Genomic DNA, 20,803 nt, shown 5'->3' on the forward strand with positions numbered 1-20,803 from the left:
ATCGTTCTCGTTCGCAACCTCCTGTGTCGGCTTCTCCGAGGCGGGCGCGGGGGCGTTCTCGTGGGTGAGCGGCGAGATCTCATCCTGGAAGGCGACCACTACGCCGTCGTGCATCTCGTCTGTGACAGTCACGCGTTCACCTCCGTCCGAGTAACCAGGGATCCGAGGATCTCGGCGTGCACGGCGAGCGCCTCGACGGTCATCCGCACCGCCTTCAGGCAATGGCCGGCGAGGTGGCACAGCTCAACGAGGATGAGCAGCACGACCACGACGGCGAGGCGAGCCATTGTGAAGACGGTCCGAGCACCGCCAGCGCGGCGGATGGCCGCCCACATCTGCCTGGGGCTCTGAGCGTTCGGAGTCGCCTCGCGAATAGCGCAGAGGAGAAACAGACACGCGCAAATTGTGTGAATCAGGATGTCCTTCACGCCGCCTCTACCTCGTTTGTCCGCATGTCGTCCGGCGGTGGTACGGCGGCCTCTGCTTCCGGCGCCTCAGCCCCTTTCGTCTCGGCTACCTGTGCCCGGTCTTTCTCTACCTCGGCGATGATCTCCTCGGCCTCGCGCTGCTCCAGTCCCCACCGGTTCATGAGCGGGCGTCGGCCGAGGCGCTGCTGGCCCTCGCTGAGGCTGTCGATGTAGGCAAGCCGTGCCGCCTCGTACCGGTCGGTGGGCAGGACTGGCACCACGCGTTCCACCTCGACGACGGTCTCGACGGGCTGGCACACATGCTCGTCCGCTGGGGACTCGACCGACGGTCGCCGAGTGTTGCGGACGATCCACATGAGGAGCTCGTACGCGCCTGCGAACGCCACCGGCGCAAGCGCGCTGACCAGGCGCGATCCAAGTCCGCCGGACCAGCCGTGCGCCACGTTGGCCGCCAGGGTCACGGCGCCTCCCAGGGCGAGCGCGACCCATGCCAGGACTGGCACACGAAGCCGACGGCGGGAGCAGTAGACCATCACCAGCGAAGCCATGACGATCACGCCATCGGACATCGCCGGATACAGGATGGCCATGTCGTGCCGCTCGCCGAGAGCGATGGCGAGGCCGTAGAAGTGGTGGTACGAGACATAGGCCGCCGCGCCGGCGACTGCCAGCAGGACGGCCACCGCGAAGCCGAGGATGACCCGGTCTCCAAGTCTGCCTGTGCCGACGTTGGGTGGGCTTGCGGCGATCGGCGCGGTGTCCTCGCGATCGGGCTGGAAGAGGTTGATGAAGAAACGCCGGGTGCGCTTGAGCGGGGCCGCTTCAGCGGACATTGCTTCCCCGGCAATTGGTTGTGTGGAAGGGTGGCGCATGGCCTGGCTCCTGGGTTGATCAGGTTGCTGGGTCACAGGCCGGGGTTCGGTGTTGGAGTCACCGAGCCCTGGCCGCCGTACTGCCGCTGTCCTGGGCGCAGCGCGATCGGCTGCTGAAGATCCCGAATGGGCAGTTGCTGGACTTCACCGGTACGGGCGTGTGCCGCGCAGTAAGACCCGATCTCGTTGAGTTGGGTCCGGGCGCAGCCTCCTGCACGCCTATTCCGGGCACGAGATGTCCAGCCACGGAGCGTCGGAGCTACTCAGGAGATAGGCGAACGGTTCAAGTCCCCCCTCGGACACTTCAATATCGAAGCGGGAGAAGTGATGACTTCTCCCGCTTCGCATTTTCGGTGCCAGTAGCGACCTGCAGAGCCCCCGAGATCCGCCGTTTCCAACGCGTCGCATCGGCCCTGCTCGACATCCGCCGGCAAGCAGCGTGTCCTCACCCCCGGCGAGATCGACGCCATGGTCGAGTGTGTACGCCGTTGGGAAGCCGGGGACGAGACCTTCCTCGAGACTCCCCGACTCTCGGCAGCTTCTCGAGCAAGCGCACGCCACCCGCTTCGCGCAGGTCCAAACCATGATCGCGATGTGTCTCTGGAGCGCTAGGCGAGGTCGACGACTTCGTGCATGCGCAGCCGGCGGTTGAACTCGCCGGCGATCCGCGCGACGACCGTACGCGGCAGCAGGCGCGCGGGCCAGGTCAGGGCGCGGTTCATGGCCCGGCCCGGGTAGGACACCGCGCGCCGCCGGGCGTAGTCGTCCAGCGTACGGGCCGCGACTGTGGCCGGCGTGTCGGCGACCCGGGAGTTGATCGTGGCCGAGGTGCCGTCGAAGAAGCCGGTCGCGATCGCGCCGGGGTGCGCGGCAATGACGTGGACGCCGGTGCCGCGCAGTTCCTCGGCCAGCGCCTCGGTGAAGGAGAGCACGAAAGCCTTGGTCGCGGCGTAGCTGGCCTGGTAAGGCATGGGCTGGAAGGCCGCGGTGGACGAGACGTTGATGATGCCGCCGGAGCCGCGGGCGACCAGCTCGGCCCCGATCCCGTGGGTCAGCGCGATCAGGCCGACGACGTTGAGCCCGACGGAGCGCAGTTGCGGCTCGAGCGGGCGGCTGAGGAACGGGCCCGCGCTGCCGGCGCCCGCATTGTTGAGCAGCAGATCGACGGTCAGGCCGCGGTCACGCAGCTCCCGCAGGATCCGCTCCGGACCATCCGGAGCGGCGAGGTCACCGGTGATGACCTCGGTGTCCGACCTGCCGTGCTGCTCCCGAATGTGTGCGGCGAGCTCCCGCAGGCTCCCGTCCGAACGGGCCAGCAGGATCACCCGCGCTCCCCGGCGCGTCAGCTCCAGCGCGTACGCCCGCCCCAGCCCCTTGGACGCGCCCGTGACGAGCGCGGTGACGCCGCGATAGTCGTCGCTCACAAAGACCTCCATTGCTTCAAGTCTCGAAGCATTGACGCTAGCACGATCCTTCGAGACTCGAAACACCGGTAGGATGGCGGCATGACCACGCCCGAGCTCACCGCGGTGGTCGCCGCGACCCACGACATCTGGATGCGGACCAACGACCTGATCGGGCAGGCGCTGGCCAAGCACGCCCTGACACCGGCGACGTTCCAGGCGCTTTGGGCCATCGACCCGGACGAACCGCCACCCTCGATGAAGGTGATGACCGAGCGCCTGTACTGCAACGCTCCCAACCTGACCTTCATCACCAACCAGCTCGTCGATCGGGGGCTGGTGGAGCGCGCCGTGGACCCGGCCGACCGCCGCTCTCGTGTCCTGGTCCTGACCGCCAAGGGCCGCGAGGTTCGCGACGAACTGGTCCGGACGGCGCTGGAGAAGACCCCGCTGGCGGTGCTGAACCGCGACGAACTGCGGCAGCTCATGGTCCTGCTGAACCGCGCCGTCCGCTCCGGCTGACGCGCCCAAGGCGGCCGTGGGACCGTCGTGTCCGGCGGTCCCACGCTCATGCCGTTCGGTGGAACGCACTCCCCCGAGTGCGCCCAGCCGGTGCCTACGGTGCGATCGACCAGAGCTGGCAGGTGTTGTTGAGCCACATCCACAGGCGGGCCGGCGTGCCGTTCGCCGTGCCGCAGTTCTGGTCGTCGAGCACCATGCCGCTGTTCTCGACCACCAGCTCATATCGGCCGTTGCCCGCGGGGATGACCGCCCACTGCTGGCACGTGTTGCCGAGCGGCTCCCACAGGTTGACGGCCGTGCCGAGGGCCAGCCCGCAGTTGACCGCGTCGAGCACCTTGCCGGCGTTGACGTTGGTGATCGTCCACTTGTTCGCGCCGACGCTGTTGAAGCGCCACTGCTGGCAGGTGTTGCCGAGCGCCTGCCACTGGTCGATCTGCGTGCCGTTGGCCGTGCCGCAGTTGACCGCGTCGAGCACCTTGCCGCTTGTGAGGTTCGTGAGCCGGTAGGTGGCTCCGTTCACGGGGAAGGTGACGCTCTTGCTGTAGCCGACGGAGACGACGTTGGCCTGTACGGCGTTCTCCGTGGCGTCGCTCGGATAGCCGCTGGTCATCACGCCTTCGAAGAACGATCCGACGGAGCCGTTGCTGTTGTCGCCGCCGATGCCGAGGATGATCGCGCCTTGCTTGGTCATCGGGTTGTAGCCCGCCTGGGTCGGCAGCGCTCCGTTGTACCGCGTCGCCAGGCTGCCGGACTGCGCGTTGCCGTCCTTGATGGCGTACGTCGAGGTGCCGTTGTTCTTCAGCATCGCCGTCACGAAGGCGGAGTTGCGGCCGGTGTTCGCGGTCCAGGAGCCGTTGCCGCCGGCGAACAACCCGTTCTCGAGGTCCGCCGCGACGCGCGGTCCGCCCGCGCACGGTGAGAACCAGCAGAGCGTGCCGAAGTAGATCGCGTCCATGTCGCCGTTGCCGGTGTCCATGTTGTTGGTCTCGGCGTTGCCGTAGTCGAAGCAGCACCGGTTGTTGACGTGAGTGCCCTCGGTCACCATGTACATGCCCTCGGGCTGGCTGCCGGTGGCGACGCCGTTCGTCGCGTTGTTGCGGTAGCCGTTGCCCGCGGAGATGTAGACGCCGTAGACCTTGTGGCCACCTGCCGTCACGGGCAGAGCCGCCGCGTTCGCGCCTTGGTCGGCTGTGGGATTGGCGCCGCCGCCGGGAGCGATCGTGAGGTCGTTGTGGCGCGAGGTCTGGTCGTAGATGCGAACGATCGTGCAGTACGTGCCCGAGCAGAAGGAGTCCTGGGTCGCGGCGTTCGCGTAACCGCCGGCGCTGAGCACGCCGATGTTGGTCGTCGCACCGTCGGACCAGCGCCGCACCTGGTAGAGCGCCCCGTTGTAGGAGCCGAAGAGCGCACGGGTGGTGCTGTGAGCGGCGACGCACGGTGTGCCGCCGCTCGCGTAGATGTCGCAGGACAACGTGCCGGCGGCCTGTGCCGTGCCTGGCACGGCGACCAGCGCGGTGACGACGAGCGCCGCGAAGGAGGCGACGGCGAGGGCCGTTCGCCGCCAGTGGCGCAGAGACCAGAAACCCATTGTGTGCCTTTCGTGTGCGGCGAGGCAGCGCAGTGCCCGGCGGTGACTATTGGAGAATTGTTAGCGTTAACATTAGATTGTTTGTTAGCGCTAACATGATTATCCACACACGCTTCTGTATCAACGGGCTATTGCGCGGTACCTTGGTGTGGGACCGTCGGCATGGCTCTACGCACTCTGACGTGCGCCGCAGGTCAGTCACCGGCGAGCGCTCCGCTATAACATGCGGGTTTCCGCTGTGTTTCGACCAAAGTGTCATCAACGATGCGGCGGCTGTCAATACCCGGCGAAGATCACCTTCTATTCCGGCAGAACGTGCGACAGGAGAATTTGTCAAAAAACGTTACGCCAAACTGAACTGCCATGGCCCCGGCGCCATGGTGAGGCGTCGGGGCCGCGTGGATGAAGGTTGAGCAGGCGTTCGGCCGGTTACTCCGCCGGTCGCTCAGCGCGCGGCCCGCGAGGTGACGTGCTCGATGGCCTTGACGGCGAGCTCGGGCTGGTCGAGGTAGATGTAGTGCCCGCTGTTCTTGGCGGTGCTCAGCTTGCTCCGGCGGGACAGGCCGAGCCACTTGCGCTGGCCCGCGGTCCACGCCCGCTCCAGGCTCGGCCCGTACGTGGGGATGGCCGCCAGGTACTGCTTGCCGTGCTGGATCACCTTGACCGGGATGTTCCCGGCGGAACGGACCTTGCCGTCGGTGATGACGAGCTTCTCCGGGTTCTTTCCCCGGAATATCGCGAGGTTCTGTGCGCGCACCTCGGCCGCCGGGCCCTTCGCGGAGGCGGGGATCGTCCTGGAGATGTCGGCGACCATGGTCGAGGGTGTGGCGTCCATCAGGACCAGGCCCTTGACCCTGTCCCGGTGCGCGGGGGCGTACCGGGCAGCGATCAGCCCACCCAGCGAGTGCCCGGCCAGGACGACCGGGTTGTCACCGGCGATGCGGTCGAGCACCCCGGTCAGGACCTTGCCGGTGCTCGCGAAGTCCTGCGGCCCATCCGGCTGGTCGCTGCCGCCCGCGCCCAGCCGGTCGTAGGAGCACACCCGGTTCTTCGCGCTCAGCGTTTTCTGCAGGGCAGCCATCTTGTCCAGAGCGTCACCCCCGCCGTGCAGCAGGACGACGACCGGCTTGCCCTCCGCCGGGTCGCCTGAGCAGGACACGTTCACCGACCGGCCGCCAACCTCGATCTTCTTGGTGCCGGAGAACGGATCAGCCTTCCGCGGCGTGGAGGCGAAGGGGTCCCAGTCCTCCGCCTTGGTGGAGGCGAAAGGGTCCCAGTCCGCCGCCGCGGCGCTCCCGGTACCGGCGAGTCCCACACCGACCACGGTGCAGCACAGTACGGCCACAGCGGATGCCTTGAACTTGCGGAGCATGATGTCCTCCAGTCAGAGAAATGACCGAATTGCTGCGGCCATGACGTAACGCTATGGAATCGACAGCCCCGGAATCGTCACCACCTGGGGGACATTCGCCGGTAGCTCGCACGGGGGACAAGCGCGCCGCATCAGACGTAAGCCAAGGCCGGCGGCAAGAGGGCGGCCTCGGCGACATGGCAACCGTCGGGGCCGCTTGTGGCTGACGTTCACACCGGCATTCAGCGCAGTGAGCGGAAACTCGACGGTGACGCCGTCGACCGCCTCATCAAGAGCCAACCTGGTGGAACAGCGTGGTACCTCTGCGGCCCAACCGGGCTCTCTGCCATGGTCGAACGCAGACTTAGCCGGAGAGCGGGTGCCCGTCGTCAGGTATACCGTGACCTGTACGAGCGGCGAGCGGGTGGCATGAACGCAAGCGGCCCCAGTCGAGAAGAGGCCATGGACTTCAACCGTTCGACTCTGCCGGATTCGTGATCAACTGGTGCGCGCGAGTGTTCGAGCGCCGTATGGCGCTCGGAGGCACCACACAGGGTGAGCTCGCGAAAGCATTGGCGATCCGGCAGCCGATGATGGCGCTTACGCTCCGCCGCATGGAGCTCGACGGATTGATCGTCCGCGTCCAGGACGAGACTGACCATCGACGGGCGATCATTCGACTCACCCCTCAGGCTGAAGCGCTCCTTCCGTAGGTGGAAGCGCTCGCGTGCATCCTCAATGAGGCAGCGTTCGACGGCCTGCCCACCGAAGCACCTGCACAGCTGATCGAGCTACTGCGCCAGACCGCTGAGAATCTCGAGAAGCAGCAGGCGGTCATAGGGGTCGTTGATCTCGCTGGAGGCCCGTTTGCGGGACAGCCACAGCATGCAGTTCGAGGCCCCCGGACATGAAAGAGTGGCTCGACACCGAGATCCGTGCTCCGCTTTCGAGCACGATGAACTGCTGCACCACTGACGATCACTTCGGCGTCAGGCTCGGTCGCCGGTGGATACCTATCGGGAAGACGGCGCACCGATCGCGAACACGTCCATCAGCTGTGCGGGGGCGCGGTAGTACCCAATGAGGACGACAAGCTCCACGACAGCCTCACATCCGAGCGATGTGACCGCAGCCTCGTACTCGTCATCGTCCAAGGGGTGAGGGTCATCCTGCAGGCGCCGGCACAGCCGCGCCGCTTACGGCGCGTGACGGCTCGTGATCTAACGTCCACGTATGAGCATCCCAGCCCCTGCAAAAGGGGCGTGGCCCTCCCAGGCTGATGCTTGCCGGTCCCCCGCGTGAGCGCCTGGGCCCTAGGACTCGCCGAGCAGTTGAACATCGTCAAGTTCGACGCCGAGATGGCGTTCAAGTTGTCGAACCGCATCTTCTGAGGTATCGAACTCATCACCGGACGCGACAACGCTCCCATCGGGGTTGATGACTTCAAATCGAACGCGGCCCGCCACCGTGGGCCGGAGCACGAACCGAACCTCGTTCCTAACGGCGCGGCGCTGGCGGCTCCTCGGCTTGGATCTGTGGAGGATTCCCGTGACGCGCTTGAGCAGCTCCACCAGGTGGGAGGAGAGCTCTGGTTGAGAGGCCAGGCGGAGAATCGTCGCAAGGTCATCAACCACGTCGACTGCGCCTCGTTCGGCGCCGTCCAGTATCCGGATCAACTCATATACCAGGGCCCGCTCTTCGGCGAGGCGTTCATTCCAGTACTTGATAAGCGCGTCCTTGGACGCGTCACTCAGAGGTGAGTCAGTGATGCGACGGACTGTCTCAGTGATGGGGGAGGGCGGCTCCGGCAGGTCCGCATTGGCATCAAAGACACCAGGGCTCACGTGCCCGGCCAAGGCCAGGAGCCCTTCCAGGCGCACACCAAGGATGCTGCTCAACTTCGCCAGATGTTCTACCGAGGGCCGGCTGCCCCGCCTCCATCTCAAGATCGTGGAAGGGCTGATCTCAAGCGCTTCCGCCAGGGACGCGTCGGTTGGATAGCCCATGGCTCGTGCCATTTGAGTCAGCCATGAGGAGAAGGAAGTCTCTTCGCTAGTGCTACTGGAACTCACTGATCGACTCCCACATCTCTGTCGTCGTGCGCAACTGCACCCTAGTCACCGCACATCTTGATACGCAATTGATCATCATGGGGCTCATCCCGCAGGTGCTCGCCAGCTGGGCGCCGACCCACACGCCAGCCCTCAGACACCGAGACGACACGCCCACCCAAGTTCTTGACGAAAACCATTGAATATGCCCCTTCCACGTGCAGAAATGTGCACATGAAGCTGGGCGTCCAGGTGGTCACCTAGAGGATTATTCGGCGCAACCCGACATCCAGCGGTGGTTGCGTGTGCGGAAGTTGACGCGCATCCGAGGGGGCGCCAAGCGGTGTAAGCTAGCCCGAGATCTACTGAATGACCAAGAGGTGAGCTTTGGTCACGAAGTGAGGCATGTCCCATAAAGGGGGACGGCCCGGCGGGTCGCCCGAGAGCTGCAACCTCTCGGACCCAGCCAGGCCGATGTCCCCTCTCCACGCCCGCGCACTGCGGGGGTCGGTCTCGACGCGACTCAGGAGAAAGGATCTGAGGTGAACTATATCTGCGGTCCGTAGCGACTCGTCCAGCGGATCGGTGACATGTAGACGTCGATATGCACTTGTTGTGGGTCGTCAACGCCCAGAACGGTCAAAACGTCGCCGACGGTGCTCCCGATCACATCATCCGTCGCAAGAGGGCGCACTCCCAGAACGTGCCCTCTGGTGAGCGCTTTCTCTCGACGCCCGTCTGGCTGACGCTGCCAGCGACGTCGGCCAGACCTGTCTTCAGGCTCTCAGTTCTTGCCTGAGGTCCTGGAGCGCACACCTCCCCAACAGGATGATCACGGTCCGGAACCAGCGCGACTGGCCGCCGGAGCTTGAGACCCGCATCAGCCTGCTCTATCTGCGGACTTCCCTATCGCGGGTGGAGCGACGACGGCTCGTGCAACATCGGGTGATCCCTGAACAACGAGAACCTATGCCGACAGCTTGTCCAGCTGAAGACTAAACCGGATATGCATGGGATGCCCCGGAAACCTCCGATGAGCAACCCTAAGAGGACATAAGTCGCATAAAGGCGCCGACATTCCAGTGATTTCATGTCAATCACAGGAATATTGTTCCACCTTCTCGAGACTCTACCCTTTTTCGGGAACAGACGGACAAAATGACTCAAACCTGCACTCCGGGGACTATTCACAGGTGGCTCCCGGACATTTCAGGGTGTAGCTTTTATAAGCCTTACATCAATGACTCCAAGGCACATAACCCGTGATAGATGATCATCTCCCTGCTAGATGGCCTATTAGCACCTTTATGGACAGACTCAGCCCGGAGGACCAGACGGAACTTCTGGCTCTCGCGCCGTCGTCCCCGCGAAAGGCCGGCGAACCACTCATATATCAAGGAGATCGAGAGACGTCCGAGGTCTATCTACTGAGGTCCATTCCAGGTCAGCGGCTCACAGCGTGCGTGAAGGTGATGGCCTACCTGGAATCGGGCGGGGCGGCCATGCTGGGCATCCGCGTCAGCGGCGACGTGGTGGGCGAACTCGCGGCTCTGCGCAGACAGCCGAGATCGGCCATGGTGACCACGTGCAGTCCGATGTTGGTACACGTCATCCGCGCACAGGCATTCACCGACTTCCTCGATCGCCACCCGGCGGCATGGAACGCACTGGCCAGAATGATCGCAGACCGGCTCGACTGGGCCAACCGGAGAAGAACTGACTTCGCCCAGTTCAGCGTGCCTGTACGGGTCGCGAACGTGCTCGTGGAGATCTCCGGTCGGCATGGAGTCGACAGGGTCGACGGAAAACGGGACCTCGGAGTCGATCTCACTCATGAGGAGATCGCCAACCTTGTCGGGGCGAGAAAAGACGCCGTCTTCAAAGCCATCCGACGTTTCAAGGATCTTGAACTGATCGACCCCAGTCATCGCCGGAAGATCGTCATCGACCCGACCGGTCTGACCAATTTCCGGTAAAGCGTACTGGTACGTCTTGAGGCGATGCGATCTTCGCCAGACTCTATCCCCGTCGATCTCCCCGACCACTCTGGTCGATCTTTCGCAACCACAAGGTGACGTAATGCTTGATTCTGATTTCAGCCGCCGCTTGGTCGTGGCGGTCGATGCGGAGGGATACGGCCGCGGCGACGACCTACGGCACGACTCGATCCAGTCGGGTCTGGCCCAGGTCATGGACCGCGGCGCACGAGAGGCCGGCCTGCGCCGCGAGACCTGGACACGCCAGGAGGCCGGCGACGGTGAGGTCATCGTCCTCCCCGAAGGGGAGCCCGAGCTCCGCGTCATTGACGACCTGGTCCGCCGCGTGCGCAAGGCGCTCCACGACCACAACCGCGAACGTCGGGACGACGCCCGCCTGCGGATACGCATCTCTATCGGCCATGGGGTCGTGAAACGTGGCGCGATGGGCTTCGTCGGCCAGGTCGTGGTGACCACCTGCCGACTGCTCGACGCGAGGGCCGCCCGTACCGCCCTGAAGGTGAACCCACGCGCCGACCTGGTGCTGATCCTCACCGATCGGCTCTATGAGGACGTCGTCCGACAGCTCCACACCTCCTACCGACCAGAGTCCTTCACCCGGCTGGAAGTGCCGACCAAGGAACGCACCGAGATCGCCTGGATGTGGATTCCCTCTGAAGACCTGGATCAGAAAGGAACTCTCGAAATGGACAACCTGCCTGAGGTCGCCGACACCCTGTGGGCGCTGATCGCTGGTGGCGCCCTCGAACGTCTCGGCGCCTACGGCACCGAGACCGGGCTCGGTGGCGCCCGGAAACTGCTCGCGAAGATCAAGGAGTTCCGGTCCAAGCAGGGCCGACCGGCCGACCCGGAGTCGCGCGACGATCTGCTGGAGTCCCTGGAGAAGCTGGTGCGTGTCGACGCCGCCGCGGAGCAGTTCGCGCAGCAGTTCAACTCCGAGCAGATGACCGTCAACCTGATCACCGCCCCCATTTCCGGCGAGGAGATCAACTTTGGCATCCGAAACTGACTCGCCGGCCGAGGGAGTCCTGATCGGCGAGGAAGCCACGCCGGTCGATTTGACTGATCAGGCCGAGGCGACGGACAGAAGTTTCGCGCAGGTCTCCCAGGTCCAGACCGTCATCAACCACATCCACGGCAACATCGGGGGAGCCTCTTTCGGCATCTCGGGTTCCCGCCCCAAGTCTCGCCGCACGTCCGGACCCGTATCCCCGCACGAGATGGCGGAGGCCCGCACCTGCTACGTGCGCCACGCCAGCTACGAGGCCGCCGCCGAACAGTTGGGGAGCTGCAACATGGTGGCCTTGATCGGCAATGCCGGCACTGGCCGCCGGACGGCGGCGCTCAATCTGCTTCACGACTTCGTCGGGGGGCGGCACGAGGTGGTGGTGGAACTCAGCCCGGCCCACACGCTGGAGAAGCTGGCCGCCCGCGAATACCGGAAGGCTCACGGCTATTTGCTGTGCGACTGGCCCAAGGACGACGCTGACGGGAGCATCGCCGACTTTCACGTACGGGAGATCAGGCGCCGCGTGCGCGATGCTGGGGCACACCTGGTGATCACGGGAACGGCCACTTCGCTCCCCGAAGAAGACCAGATCTCCTGGCTACCGCCGCCGGCCCGCGACGTCCTGCGGGCTCACCAGGTGGCGCCCGACGTCGCTGACGAGGCCGCCACTCGAATCACCGCCGACCATGCCATGACCGACGTGGTGACACTGGCGCGTGATCTGGCCGCAGGGGTTCCGCTGGACAATGCGCTCGGCAAGCTGGAGTCCGCCGGGCGGCGCGACGTGGTCGCCTGGTTCGACAGCCCGCGTACTCGAGGTGAGCTCCTCGAGATGGCCGCCATGGCCTTCACCGCCGGCCTCCCGGAAAGCGGCTTCGAGTCGCTGCTCGCCCGGCTGGAGTCCATCGCCGGCATCGAGGTGGAGAAAGCGGATGCCATCTCGGCGGATGATCCAATGCCGAGCCGCCGCCTTCTCCGGGTGGCAGAGGGCTCGCTCTTCAGTCTGTCGCCGGGGCGCAGGCTGGAGTTCAGGGTCGATGGCCACCGAACACATGTGATGCGGGAGCTGTACCAGCGGCACGGCATGCGGTTGTGGGACCCGGTCACCGAATGGCTACATGAGTGCGCCACTCTACGCGACAATCCAAGCGCACAGGCAGGGATCGCCAGGGGGGTGGCGATTCTGGCCTCCGTCGCGGACTACTCGTACGTCGAAAGCACCTTTCTCACCCCATGGGCCCGCGGAAGCGGCGTCATGCGCAGCCAGGCCACCGCCGCGATGGCCATCTCATGGTTGTGCCTGGACGAGACGACCCGTCCGGAGGTTCTGCGTACGGTCGCCTCGTGGACGAGGGCATCCGCCGCCAGACCCAGATTCACCGCCACCCTTGCCTGGTCCGGCGAGCTGGGCATCCGGTTCCCGCTGGAGGCGGCCCGGATGCTTTGGCTGCAGATCAGAGACAGCGAGAAGCCTGTCCGGCATGCGGAAATTGCGCTGGCCCGTCTCTTCACAGCGCTGACCGAGGCCACCGGCAATGCCCTCCCGATGCTCGACCGGTTTGCGCGTCAGATCAGCAACGACCGGCGGATCGGCCGTGCGATCGACCCGCTGATTCGGGCGATCTTGAGTATCTTGTCGGCTCGCGCAGACGGCGTCAGAATGCCCACAGTCACCGCTCACCTGCGCAGGTGCCCTGAATCAGCTGCTCCCCTCGCCATACTTTGGTCCGCGGTTCTGGTCACGCGCCCTCACCGCAAGGACGCACTGGCCGCCCTGTACGACGCCGTCTGCGCCTTCGACGAGCGCGACGACGATGACCGCGACTGTGTCCGTGCCCTGTTCGCAGCGCTCGTGGAGGCGCTCCCTGCGAAGGAGCGGCCGCTGCTGGCCCATGACCTGCGGCGTTACGCCATCTCCCGCAACGCCGACGAGAACCGGCTGGAGCTTCTCCTGTCACTGCTCCGGATCTTCTTGAACCCGGCTCTACTGTCCCTCGACACCATTGGAAAGCGTCCATGAGCTACCCCGTGATCAGCCAGATCCCCCTTGATCCTGTCGCCAAGCAAGGGTTCCTGAGCAAACCCCGGCGCCCGATCTCCAGCCTGCCCCGCCAGCTCCCCCACCAGCGGCTCGTCTTCGAGTACGACGGCACGTTCGTGCTGGGCGACCGGCGACTGCGCGGCGACGAACCGCACGTGCTGCACGGCGACAGCGTCAGCGTCGTGGATATGGCCAAGGACCACCCGGTGACAATCCACGTGTCGATCAACTCCTCCGGCGCCCACGACTTCACGGTCGCGGTGCAGTTCCGCTGCACGGTCGACGAACCTATCGAGGTGGTGCGCGCCGGCCTGACCGACGTCACTGAGCATCTGGTCACCTACATCCGGGCCTACCACAAGCTCTTCGAACTCGGGCGAAGCCATGGGTTGCACGAGGCCCACGAGTTGTGGACGGTCGTGCATGCCCAGGTGAAGGCTTACACGACCCTGGTGCCGTGCGTACTGCCCGGTATGTCGGCCGAGTTCGCCGGCCTCGACGTGTACGCCCCCGACGAGATCGCCCAGGGGCGGCGGCGCTACGAAACCGGCCTGCACAACATCCAGGGCGAACATGGCCTCCGCGACGCCAAACGCAAGCTCGACCGTGACTTCGAACTCGATGAGCAGGATTACCTGCACGCCAAGGACCACAGCGCCAACGAATTCACTCGGCAGGAGGCCGCCCTCGACCGAGATCAGCAGATCACCGAGGCCACGAAGGTCAAAGACTTCCTGAACAGTGGTCCTGGCGCCGCCGACGGCCTGTATTTCACCACTCGTGGTCTCAACGACCAACAGGCCGCTGACCGTTACGCCGAGCTGGGTGACCGGGAATACAGCGCAATCCAGCGCGGGATCCAGCAGGAGCACGAGTTGCAAGTCCTCCAGGCCCGCGCCAGGGCCGAGGTCGTCCAGACGGCGATTGCCCAGGGCCTGTTCAACGAGACAACCGGCAAGGAACTGCTTGCCACCTTCGACGACGTCGAGCCTGAAGCGGAGGTGAAGGAGCTCGAAAGACCCGCTTACGAGGCCCGTGCCGAGGTGACAGCGGGCGAGACCGACGACGATTTCTTCATGGAGGAGGACGTCCGTGGTTGACATCCTCCACGGACCCAAGACGGCCGAGCAGCAGGGACGGCACCCCCGGCGCCGGGGACAGCTCACTCCCGGTGCGTTCCTGCGCCGGTTCACCGGAGTCGACGAGAAGATCCTTGCAAGTGTCCCGCAGGAACGTTCCCGCTACACCAGCCTCGGCGGAGTCGTGGTCAGCACCGCGCTCATCGCGGGCACCTCCATGCTGGGCGCGCTGACACTGCTCTCGCAGACGTCCCCGCTGTATCTGGTGCCGGTGGCGGTGCTGTGGGGGCTGATCATCGCCAACGTCGACCGATTCCTGATCACCAGCCTTCACGGCGACAATGACGGCTGGTCCCGTTGGGGCAACGTGCTGATCCGGCTCGCCCTCGCTGTCGTCATCGGCGTCTTCATCGCCGAGCCTCTGACTCTCAAGATCTTCCAGGAGCGACTCGACCGGCAGATCATGGTGGAGCGTGTTCAGGCAATCGGTCTGGCGGAGAGCCGGTACGAGCAATGCAACCCCCTGAGAGGGTCGGCACCCACGGGCATCGACTGCACCGGCTATCTCCTCGACGGGGGCAACGAGGCACTCACCATCGATGGCAACATCGCACAGAGGCGAAGCGTCCTCAAGGCCGAGGAAGATCGGCTGGCAGCGGACAAAGAACAGCTTGGGACGCTGGAGGGACGCCGCGACCGGGAGTGTTATGGCGTCAAGGTCCCGAACCGGACCACGGGTGTGCCGGGCAACGGACCCGAGTGCAAGGCCCGAAAGAACGAACTCAACACCTTCCTCGCCAACCATGACATCCCCCAACAGCAGGCGCGGGTGGCGAGGCTAAAGGGCGAGATCGACTCCCTCACGGCCAATCTCGCCAGCGCCGAAGCGGACCGCACGGCAACTCTCAGCAAGAAGAAGGCCGAGCACGTCCAGGAGCAGGAGCGGGCCTACAGCGACATCGGACTGCTGGACCGATGGGAGGCTCTGGGCACGGTCGCCAGCCAGAGCGGCATGGTCAACTTCGCCCACTGGTTGTTGCGCATCATCTTCGTCCTGCTCGACTGCATGCCGATCATCTCGAAGATGCTGAACGGCAAGACCGAGTACGACCGCCTGCTCACGCAGGAGTTGCGCGCGGGCTCAGCCTGTCACGAGGCCGAACTGAACTTCACCACCCGGCAGACGACCGGCGATTACGAGATCAGGCTCCGCAAGGAGGAGAGCCGGCTGAAAGCCGAGCGCGGCCGGATCGACCGAGATCAGCGCGTCGACGAGGCATCCAGGGACGACGAGATCGACCGCCTCGCCCGTACCTTCATGGCCTCGATGCCCACGCAACGATAACGACCGGCACTTATATCCGGGTTGCCAGAACGCCCTCTGCAGCCGTAGGCGCCTCCAGCGGCGCCCTTGCCGAGGTTCAGAAGGTTTCGAGGGCTGGAGCGAACAGGAACCGTCAATCAACCTGCCGTCCCGGTAAGGGTTAAGAGCTCGTACTGCCGAAGTGACGGCTCCCCTGTCATCCGCCACCGGGCGGCTGCGGATCGCCATCAGGCTCCAAGGCCGCCTCTTCTGGCAACTCGTCCCCGCTGATGACGTCCTCCTCCGTCATACCGGGGTCGGTTCCGGTCGCCGCCATCATGGCGATCCGGCGTGCGGCCTCATTTTGAGCCAGTCTGCATATGGTGAGCATCGAGCCCAAGCTGGCCCGCAGGTCGCCCTTGACCGCTTCGCGGGGTACATCCAGACGGAGCCAATTGACCTTCCGCACCTGCTGGAAGTCGACGTGCTCGTGCGGAAGGTGTTCGTAGGGCCCGGTGACCTCCCCGATGGCGATGTGCCCGGGGTGTGATCCGAGTGGCATGACCACCAGGTCTCCGAGTTGGATCTCGTTGGCGAATCTCCAGAGCTGTCCCCTCCAGTTGGCGATGACATTGGGACTGGCCGTCGGGAAAGCATTGCGCAGGGCCTCGGCCAGTTCGTCCCGGGTTGAATAGCGGGTGAGGTCCCCCACCTCATGCCAGCCGATGACGATTAATCCCTCTTCCAACGCTCGCACCTCACGCTCCCCATCACGACCACCGCGCACCATCCATGCTCGGGGCGACGTGTCTGCAGCCAGCAGGTCGTTCAGTGCTTGAAGGACGATCTTGGAGGCGTCCGGCCTTGCCAGGGCGATTGGTGTGGAGGATGGCCTCCTCGCGTAGTTGGCGGTGGCAAGTTGCGCTGGCAAACCCGCCCAGCCAGGAAGTACGGAGAGGGCTTGGGCGAGTCGCTCCAGGCGATCCACCGGCACACCCCTGTTGCGCATCCACTCGAAATTGATCGACAGCACCGACTTGCTTACGCCGGTATAGATGCTCCACATCGCTGCCTCGTCCTGTCCGGTGCTGAACCAGGCAGTGACTGAGGGATGGGCGCCTTCCCCGAAGTAATAGCCTCGGAAGGCTGGGTGGCTCTCCGCATGCCGGTAAACGGCGAGGAGCGTGTCGGCCACGTCAGGAGGGCAGTATTCGTCGAGGGCGTGGAGAAGGCTCTCCTCGGTCCATTTCGACAGTCCCCGAATCACGCCTCTACGCTTCGCGCCAGTCTGGGCTGGAGCAGCCCCCAGGGAGCCGGCCTCGGCTGGGGGGACACTGTGATCCATGGCCGGCGGCAGGTCACCGAGCGCCTGGAGTATCGCGATCGCAACCGACTCGAGTACATCGATGGTCTGCTCGGCCTCCCGCACGGTGATTCTCTTCTTACGGCGGAAGCTGTTTGGGTCGTGGTCGGCAGTGTGCGCGATGTTGTTCCGGCGCCTAGCGATTCCGGCGAGCTGCGTGCGTATCTCGTCGGCCGCAATCGGATTGCTCGGATCCTGATCAGTCAGTTTGTCGGCAACGGCCTTCCATAGCCTGACCTTGCTGACATGGGAGAAGCCCTCCGCGATCTTGTCTGGATGCTGAAAGGTCTTGAATTCGAAGAACTGTTCCAGCGCGACACGGAACGCGTCTTCCAACGGTTCGGTGTTACGGTGTACTTTCTCCACCAACTCGACCGGCATGGACAGCTTGTTGAAATTGTTCGGACGCGGGGCTCCCGGCCGTAGCGCCAGTGCCACTGCCCGATCGATGATCTCTTGAGTAACCCAGTGGTCGAGGGCCGCGACCGCCTGAGTCCATGCCGCCCGATAGAGGTCGGTGACGTCGAAGGCGCCGACGCCCAACCTTTCCAAATTGCGACCGCCGTGCACGAGCTGCCGAGCGTAGCCGAGGTTGCGTTGGTATTGCTCGAATGCGCCTGGAAAATCACCTGCTCTGAAGAGCCGCCGTTCACGGTACTGGCGTTGCAACTCCTGATAGATGGCAACGCCCGGAAATTCTTCCAGCGCCCTGGCTCCGCCGCTGGTGATCGACCAGCCGTTCCTTTTGGCGATCCATCCCAGGGACGCCGCCTCGCCTGTGCGGAAACTTACCTGGGTCCACCAGCGGATCTCGCCATGTGCATCAGGAAGCTGCAGGTCACGGGGTATGTCAACCCGCCTGGAAACCGCTTCGCGCACTGCGCTGGGTGGCATCCGGCCCTCGGCCTCATGCAGCACCTCCAGAGCGGCGCGGAAGATCGGCATAATCTCCTCGGCGAAGGACATACGTCACACCTTTCTATGTTTAGTTGTCAGCCTCGGCTCAGCGGGGATACAACTCTCCCCAGGGCAAAGAATCTTCTGACAGCGTACGGCCATCGCACATCGTGATGAGCCGGTAAGTGCGATAAATCTGTGCCGTATCCCAAGCGGACGGCCGGCAGTGTCGGCGGCCTTCAGGCTCAGACAGCACACGTCTAGCCATCGCTGGATAGGACGGAACCAGATGCAGGCCGTGCCGTACTGCGCCAGATCGATCTCACTGGCCCACTCGAGGCGGAGCGCGCCCTCGCGTCTTCGCTCGGAATAGCCCACGGCTCCGCTGCGGTTCGCAAAATATGCGAACGCCCAGCCGTTCACTCAGCCGGGCAGCACAGGAAAAAAATGCTTAAATCACACGTATGCGATGTATTGGGCTGGGGATGGCAGTGGGCCATATGCGTTCGATGGTGATCGCCCCTCGCAAAAAGGATCACTCATAAAGAGCTCGCCCCGCGGGGCGGGCTCTTCGTGTTGGGCTCAGTTACGACAAGTTGCCGAGGGACGCCGCGACCGTGCGCAGCGTCCGGCCCTGTCCCGACTGATGCGGGTTGCGCTCACGATCTCCCCACATCACTGACCTCTGCACTCGCTACGGCAGGGGTGGAGCGCTGCCTCGCGCACTACCCTCGGGAGAAGGCAGGAGCGCCCCGCGCCAGGTACGGCCCGCGAACAACTGGCCGAATTACTCGACGAACCGGCGAAGCCGACAGCGTCGAACGTATGCCGGAAACTTTCCAAGACTGATTTGTCGGTGGCGGTTGACGGGGTCGGCCCTCTGCGGTTCCCCGTCTCCGACGAGCAGGCGGTCCGACCACAGGGGCTCGGCCGGCCTGCGCGGTTCGGGCGCGGCGAACAGACCTTGACGGACACGGAGGTCCGCGACACCTGGGAGGTTCCCAAGGAACTGGTGCACATCGAGTGGGCGGACACGTTCGAAGCCGTCCTAGACGTGATGCGCGCGGAACTGGCGCTGCCACCGCACAGCCGGCTCACGCCGGACCTGCACTCCATGCTCCTGTACGAGACCGGGCAGTTCTTCGTCGCCCACCAGGACTCCGAGAAGGACGACGCCATGGTCGCGACCTTGGTGGTGACGCTGCCGTCCGCGCACACCGGCGGTGAGCTCGTCATCGAGCATCTGGGCCAGGCCACGAAATACCGGGGATCAAAGGCCGCCGTCTCGCTGGTCGCCTTCTACGCCTACTGCGGCCGCCAGGTTCTTCCCGTGAAGACGGGCAACCGCGTCACTCTCACCTAAAACCTGCTCCTGACAGGCGACAGCGGCGCCGCAGCGGCCGAGATCCCTCTGACCGGTGATCTCGCGGCCTGTCTCCATACGCACTTCACCACCCCGATCGTCCTCCCCTACGGCGGCGGCTGGGCCGATCGGCCAGCTCGGCTGGCGTACCTCCTCGACCATGAGTACACCGCCCGCGGGCTGAGCTGGTCCCGGTTGAAGGGCTCCGACGCCGCGCGGGCCGCCCGGCTGCGGGCCGCGGCGGAGCGTGCGGATTGCGAGATCACCCTGGCCCTCGCGGAGATCCAGGAGACCTGGGACGCCTACGATCCCGACGAGGACGAGGATGCGTGGGAGGGCGACTATGAGGACGTCCTTCAGGATCTGATCGAGACCCATACCACGCTCGCCCACTGGATCGGCCCGGAACAGGACGGCTCGAGGACATCTCGCTGGACCTCAGCGATGCCGAGGTGGTCTCGACGACCTATCTGACGCCCCACTCGTCGCAGTACGAGGGTTAGAGGGTTACATGGGCAACTACGGCAACACCTTGGACCGCTGGTACCGGCGGGCGGCACTGGTCATCTGGCCCCGTGGCCAGGGCTTCGCCAGCCGCGCCGAGGCATCCCCGGACTGGGCCCTGGACGAACTCAGGACGATGGTCCATGCCGGGGAGGTCGCAAAGGCCCGGAAGGCGGCGCGGTCGCTGGAGCCGTTTTGGCACACGTCAGCCGGTGCAGACTGCCAGAACGAACTCCTCGGCAAGGCGCTGGAAACCACCGAAGAACTGGATGACGCACAGACTGCTGCCATGCTCCTGCGACCGTTCCGCTTGGAGCAGCTGGTCCCCGAACACGCCCCGGCACTCGCCGGCCTGGCAGAGCGCTACGGCGACACCTGGATCACCGACCTGCTGCGCGACTGGTCCGAGGGCTGGCGCCCCGGACCCTACGGTCTCGCGCAGGCGCCGCTGGAATGGCTCGCGGATCTCCCACGGCTGTGTACCGCGCTGTCGGCCGAGGGGAGCGCGTCGACCACGACCGCCCGCCGCATCCTCGACCTGTCGTGGGCGTGGTTCGCGGGCCAGGTCAGTCCAACGCTCGACGGGCCCCTCACCTCCCGGCAGAAAGCCTGGCTGACCACCTTGGGGGCGCCATGCTCCGGGATCATCGCGACCGCGGCGCAACTGAGATCGACGGGTGTGCTGGACGACGTCCACAAGCTCTCGCGGACGGCCGGTGATCGGGCGCATGTACTGGTGCTGGCCACGCTGCGCGCCGCGGGGCCCCAGCGAGCGGGTTTCGACGAGCTGGCCATCAACTGTGCTGAACGGATCCGGGCGTTACTGCGCAGCCGCAACGCGCGCCGGATGACTGGTCGATCGAACTGCCCACCGGATGCGCGTGCGAGCTGTGCGACGTGCTCGGCTCGCTCCTCCGGCATTCTGAACAGCGTGCCTTCGACTGGCCGCTCGCGAAGGAGAAGCGCAGGCATGTCCACGCCCGAATAGATGACGCAGAGCTGGCCGTCCGGCACGAGACCCGACGGCAGGGG

The 20,803-nt window shown here is 65.1% G+C and carries 17 protein-coding genes; 10 read left to right on the plus strand and 7 right to left on the minus strand.

Annotated features, from left to right (window positions below):
• Nucleotides 1-128: 128 nt before the first annotated feature.
• The 3 genes from ACWDX9_RS12725 to ACWDX9_RS12735 form a co-directional block, all read right to left on the minus strand.
• Entirely contained in the window at nucleotides 129-428 is a 300-nt protein-coding gene (locus ACWDX9_RS12725; RefSeq protein WP_449952534.1) for a hypothetical protein, read from the minus strand.
• On the minus strand, nucleotides 425-1,261 hold the full coding sequence (locus tag ACWDX9_RS12730; RefSeq protein WP_449952537.1) for a DUF2637 domain-containing protein: 837 nt from the start codon (nucleotides 1,259-1,261) through the stop codon (nucleotides 425-427). Before ACWDX9_RS12730 ends, ACWDX9_RS12725 begins: the two co-directional genes overlap by 4 nt.
• A gap of 647 nt (nucleotides 1,262-1,908) precedes the next feature.
• Nucleotides 1,909-2,724 carry an SDR family NAD(P)-dependent oxidoreductase gene (locus ACWDX9_RS12735; protein WP_449952540.1) on the minus strand — a complete coding sequence of 272 codons (816 nt, stop codon included), beginning with the start codon at nucleotides 2,722-2,724 and terminating at the stop codon, nucleotides 1,909-1,911.
• Between the two features lie 81 nt (nucleotides 2,725-2,805).
• Between ACWDX9_RS12735 and ACWDX9_RS12740 the strand changes: the two genes are divergently transcribed.
• Nucleotides 2,806-3,225: a MarR family winged helix-turn-helix transcriptional regulator gene (locus tag ACWDX9_RS12740; protein WP_449952543.1), complete on the plus strand. Its 420-nt coding sequence runs from the start codon at nucleotides 2,806-2,808 to the stop codon at nucleotides 3,223-3,225.
• A 94-nt stretch (nucleotides 3,226-3,319) separates the two neighbouring features.
• Here ACWDX9_RS12740 and ACWDX9_RS12745 read toward each other — a convergent pair whose 3' ends face one another.
• Nucleotides 3,320-4,813, minus strand: a complete 1,494-nt coding sequence (locus ACWDX9_RS12745) for an arabinofuranosidase catalytic domain-containing protein (RefSeq protein WP_449952546.1) — start codon at nucleotides 4,811-4,813, stop codon at nucleotides 3,320-3,322.
• 445 nt (nucleotides 4,814-5,258) lie between these two features.
• Nucleotides 5,259-6,185: an alpha/beta fold hydrolase gene (locus tag ACWDX9_RS12750; protein WP_449952549.1), complete on the minus strand. Its 927-nt coding sequence runs from the start codon at nucleotides 6,183-6,185 to the stop codon at nucleotides 5,259-5,261.
• Nucleotides 6,186-6,679: 494 nt separating this feature from the next.
• On the opposite strand from ACWDX9_RS12750, the gene ACWDX9_RS12755 reads away from it, so the two are divergent.
• Nucleotides 6,680-6,877 carry a MarR family transcriptional regulator gene (locus ACWDX9_RS12755; RefSeq protein ID WP_449952552.1) on the plus strand — a complete coding sequence of 66 codons (198 nt, stop codon included), beginning with the start codon at nucleotides 6,680-6,682 and terminating at the stop codon, nucleotides 6,875-6,877.
• Nucleotides 6,878-7,477: 600 nt separating this feature from the next.
• Here the strand turns inward: ACWDX9_RS12755 and ACWDX9_RS12760 are convergent.
• A complete protein-coding gene (locus ACWDX9_RS12760) occupies nucleotides 7,478-8,182 on the minus strand; it encodes a helix-turn-helix domain-containing protein (RefSeq protein ID WP_449952555.1) in 705 nt (234 codons plus the stop codon).
• Nucleotides 8,183-9,522: 1,340 nt separating this feature from the next.
• Between ACWDX9_RS12760 and ACWDX9_RS12765 the strand changes: the two genes are divergently transcribed.
• The 5 genes from ACWDX9_RS12765 (at nucleotide 9,523) to ACWDX9_RS12785 (ending at nucleotide 15,686) form a co-directional block, all read left to right on the plus strand.
• A complete protein-coding gene (locus tag ACWDX9_RS12765) occupies nucleotides 9,523-10,191 on the plus strand; it encodes a Crp/Fnr family transcriptional regulator (protein ID WP_449952556.1) in 669 nt (222 codons plus the stop codon).
• A 103-nt stretch (nucleotides 10,192-10,294) separates the two neighbouring features.
• Nucleotides 10,295-11,221: a hypothetical protein gene (locus ACWDX9_RS12770; protein ID WP_449952559.1), complete on the plus strand. Its 927-nt coding sequence runs from the start codon at nucleotides 10,295-10,297 to the stop codon at nucleotides 11,219-11,221.
• Nucleotides 11,205-13,241, plus strand: a complete 2,037-nt coding sequence (locus ACWDX9_RS12775; RefSeq protein WP_449952562.1) for a hypothetical protein — start codon at nucleotides 11,205-11,207, stop codon at nucleotides 13,239-13,241. The genes ACWDX9_RS12770 and ACWDX9_RS12775 overlap by 17 nt, the downstream gene beginning before the upstream one ends.
• Nucleotides 13,238-14,362 carry a hypothetical protein gene (locus ACWDX9_RS12780; protein ID WP_449952565.1) on the plus strand — a complete coding sequence of 375 codons (1,125 nt, stop codon included), beginning with the start codon at nucleotides 13,238-13,240 and terminating at the stop codon, nucleotides 14,360-14,362. Before ACWDX9_RS12775 ends, ACWDX9_RS12780 begins: the two co-directional genes overlap by 4 nt.
• Nucleotides 14,355-15,686, plus strand: a complete 1,332-nt coding sequence (locus ACWDX9_RS12785) for a DUF4407 domain-containing protein (RefSeq protein ID WP_449952568.1) — start codon at nucleotides 14,355-14,357, stop codon at nucleotides 15,684-15,686. Before ACWDX9_RS12780 ends, ACWDX9_RS12785 begins: the two co-directional genes overlap by 8 nt.
• Nucleotides 15,687-15,861: 175 nt before the next feature.
• On the opposite strand, the gene ACWDX9_RS12790 is transcribed toward ACWDX9_RS12785, so the two are convergent.
• Nucleotides 15,862-17,973: a hypothetical protein gene (locus ACWDX9_RS12790; RefSeq protein ID WP_449952570.1), complete on the minus strand. Its 2,112-nt coding sequence runs from the start codon at nucleotides 17,971-17,973 to the stop codon at nucleotides 15,862-15,864.
• A 787-nt stretch (nucleotides 17,974-18,760) separates the two neighbouring features.
• On the opposite strand from ACWDX9_RS12790, the gene ACWDX9_RS12795 reads away from it, so the two are divergent.
• From ACWDX9_RS12795 to ACWDX9_RS12805, 3 genes are all read left to right on the plus strand, one after another.
• A complete protein-coding gene (locus ACWDX9_RS12795; RefSeq protein ID WP_449952572.1) occupies nucleotides 18,761-19,267 on the plus strand; it encodes a 2OG-Fe(II) oxygenase in 507 nt (168 codons plus the stop codon).
• 195 nt (nucleotides 19,268-19,462) lie between these two features.
• Complete coding sequence (locus ACWDX9_RS12800; RefSeq protein ID WP_449952575.1) at nucleotides 19,463-19,741, plus strand: hypothetical protein; 279 nt, start codon at nucleotides 19,463-19,465, stop codon at nucleotides 19,739-19,741.
• A 37-nt stretch (nucleotides 19,742-19,778) separates the two neighbouring features.
• Nucleotides 19,779-20,759: a hypothetical protein gene (locus ACWDX9_RS12805; protein ID WP_449952578.1), complete on the plus strand. Its 981-nt coding sequence runs from the start codon at nucleotides 19,779-19,781 to the stop codon at nucleotides 20,757-20,759.
• The last annotated feature ends 44 nt before the right edge of the window (nucleotides 20,760-20,803 follow it).

The organism is Nonomuraea sp. NPDC003201 (assembly GCF_053590415.1).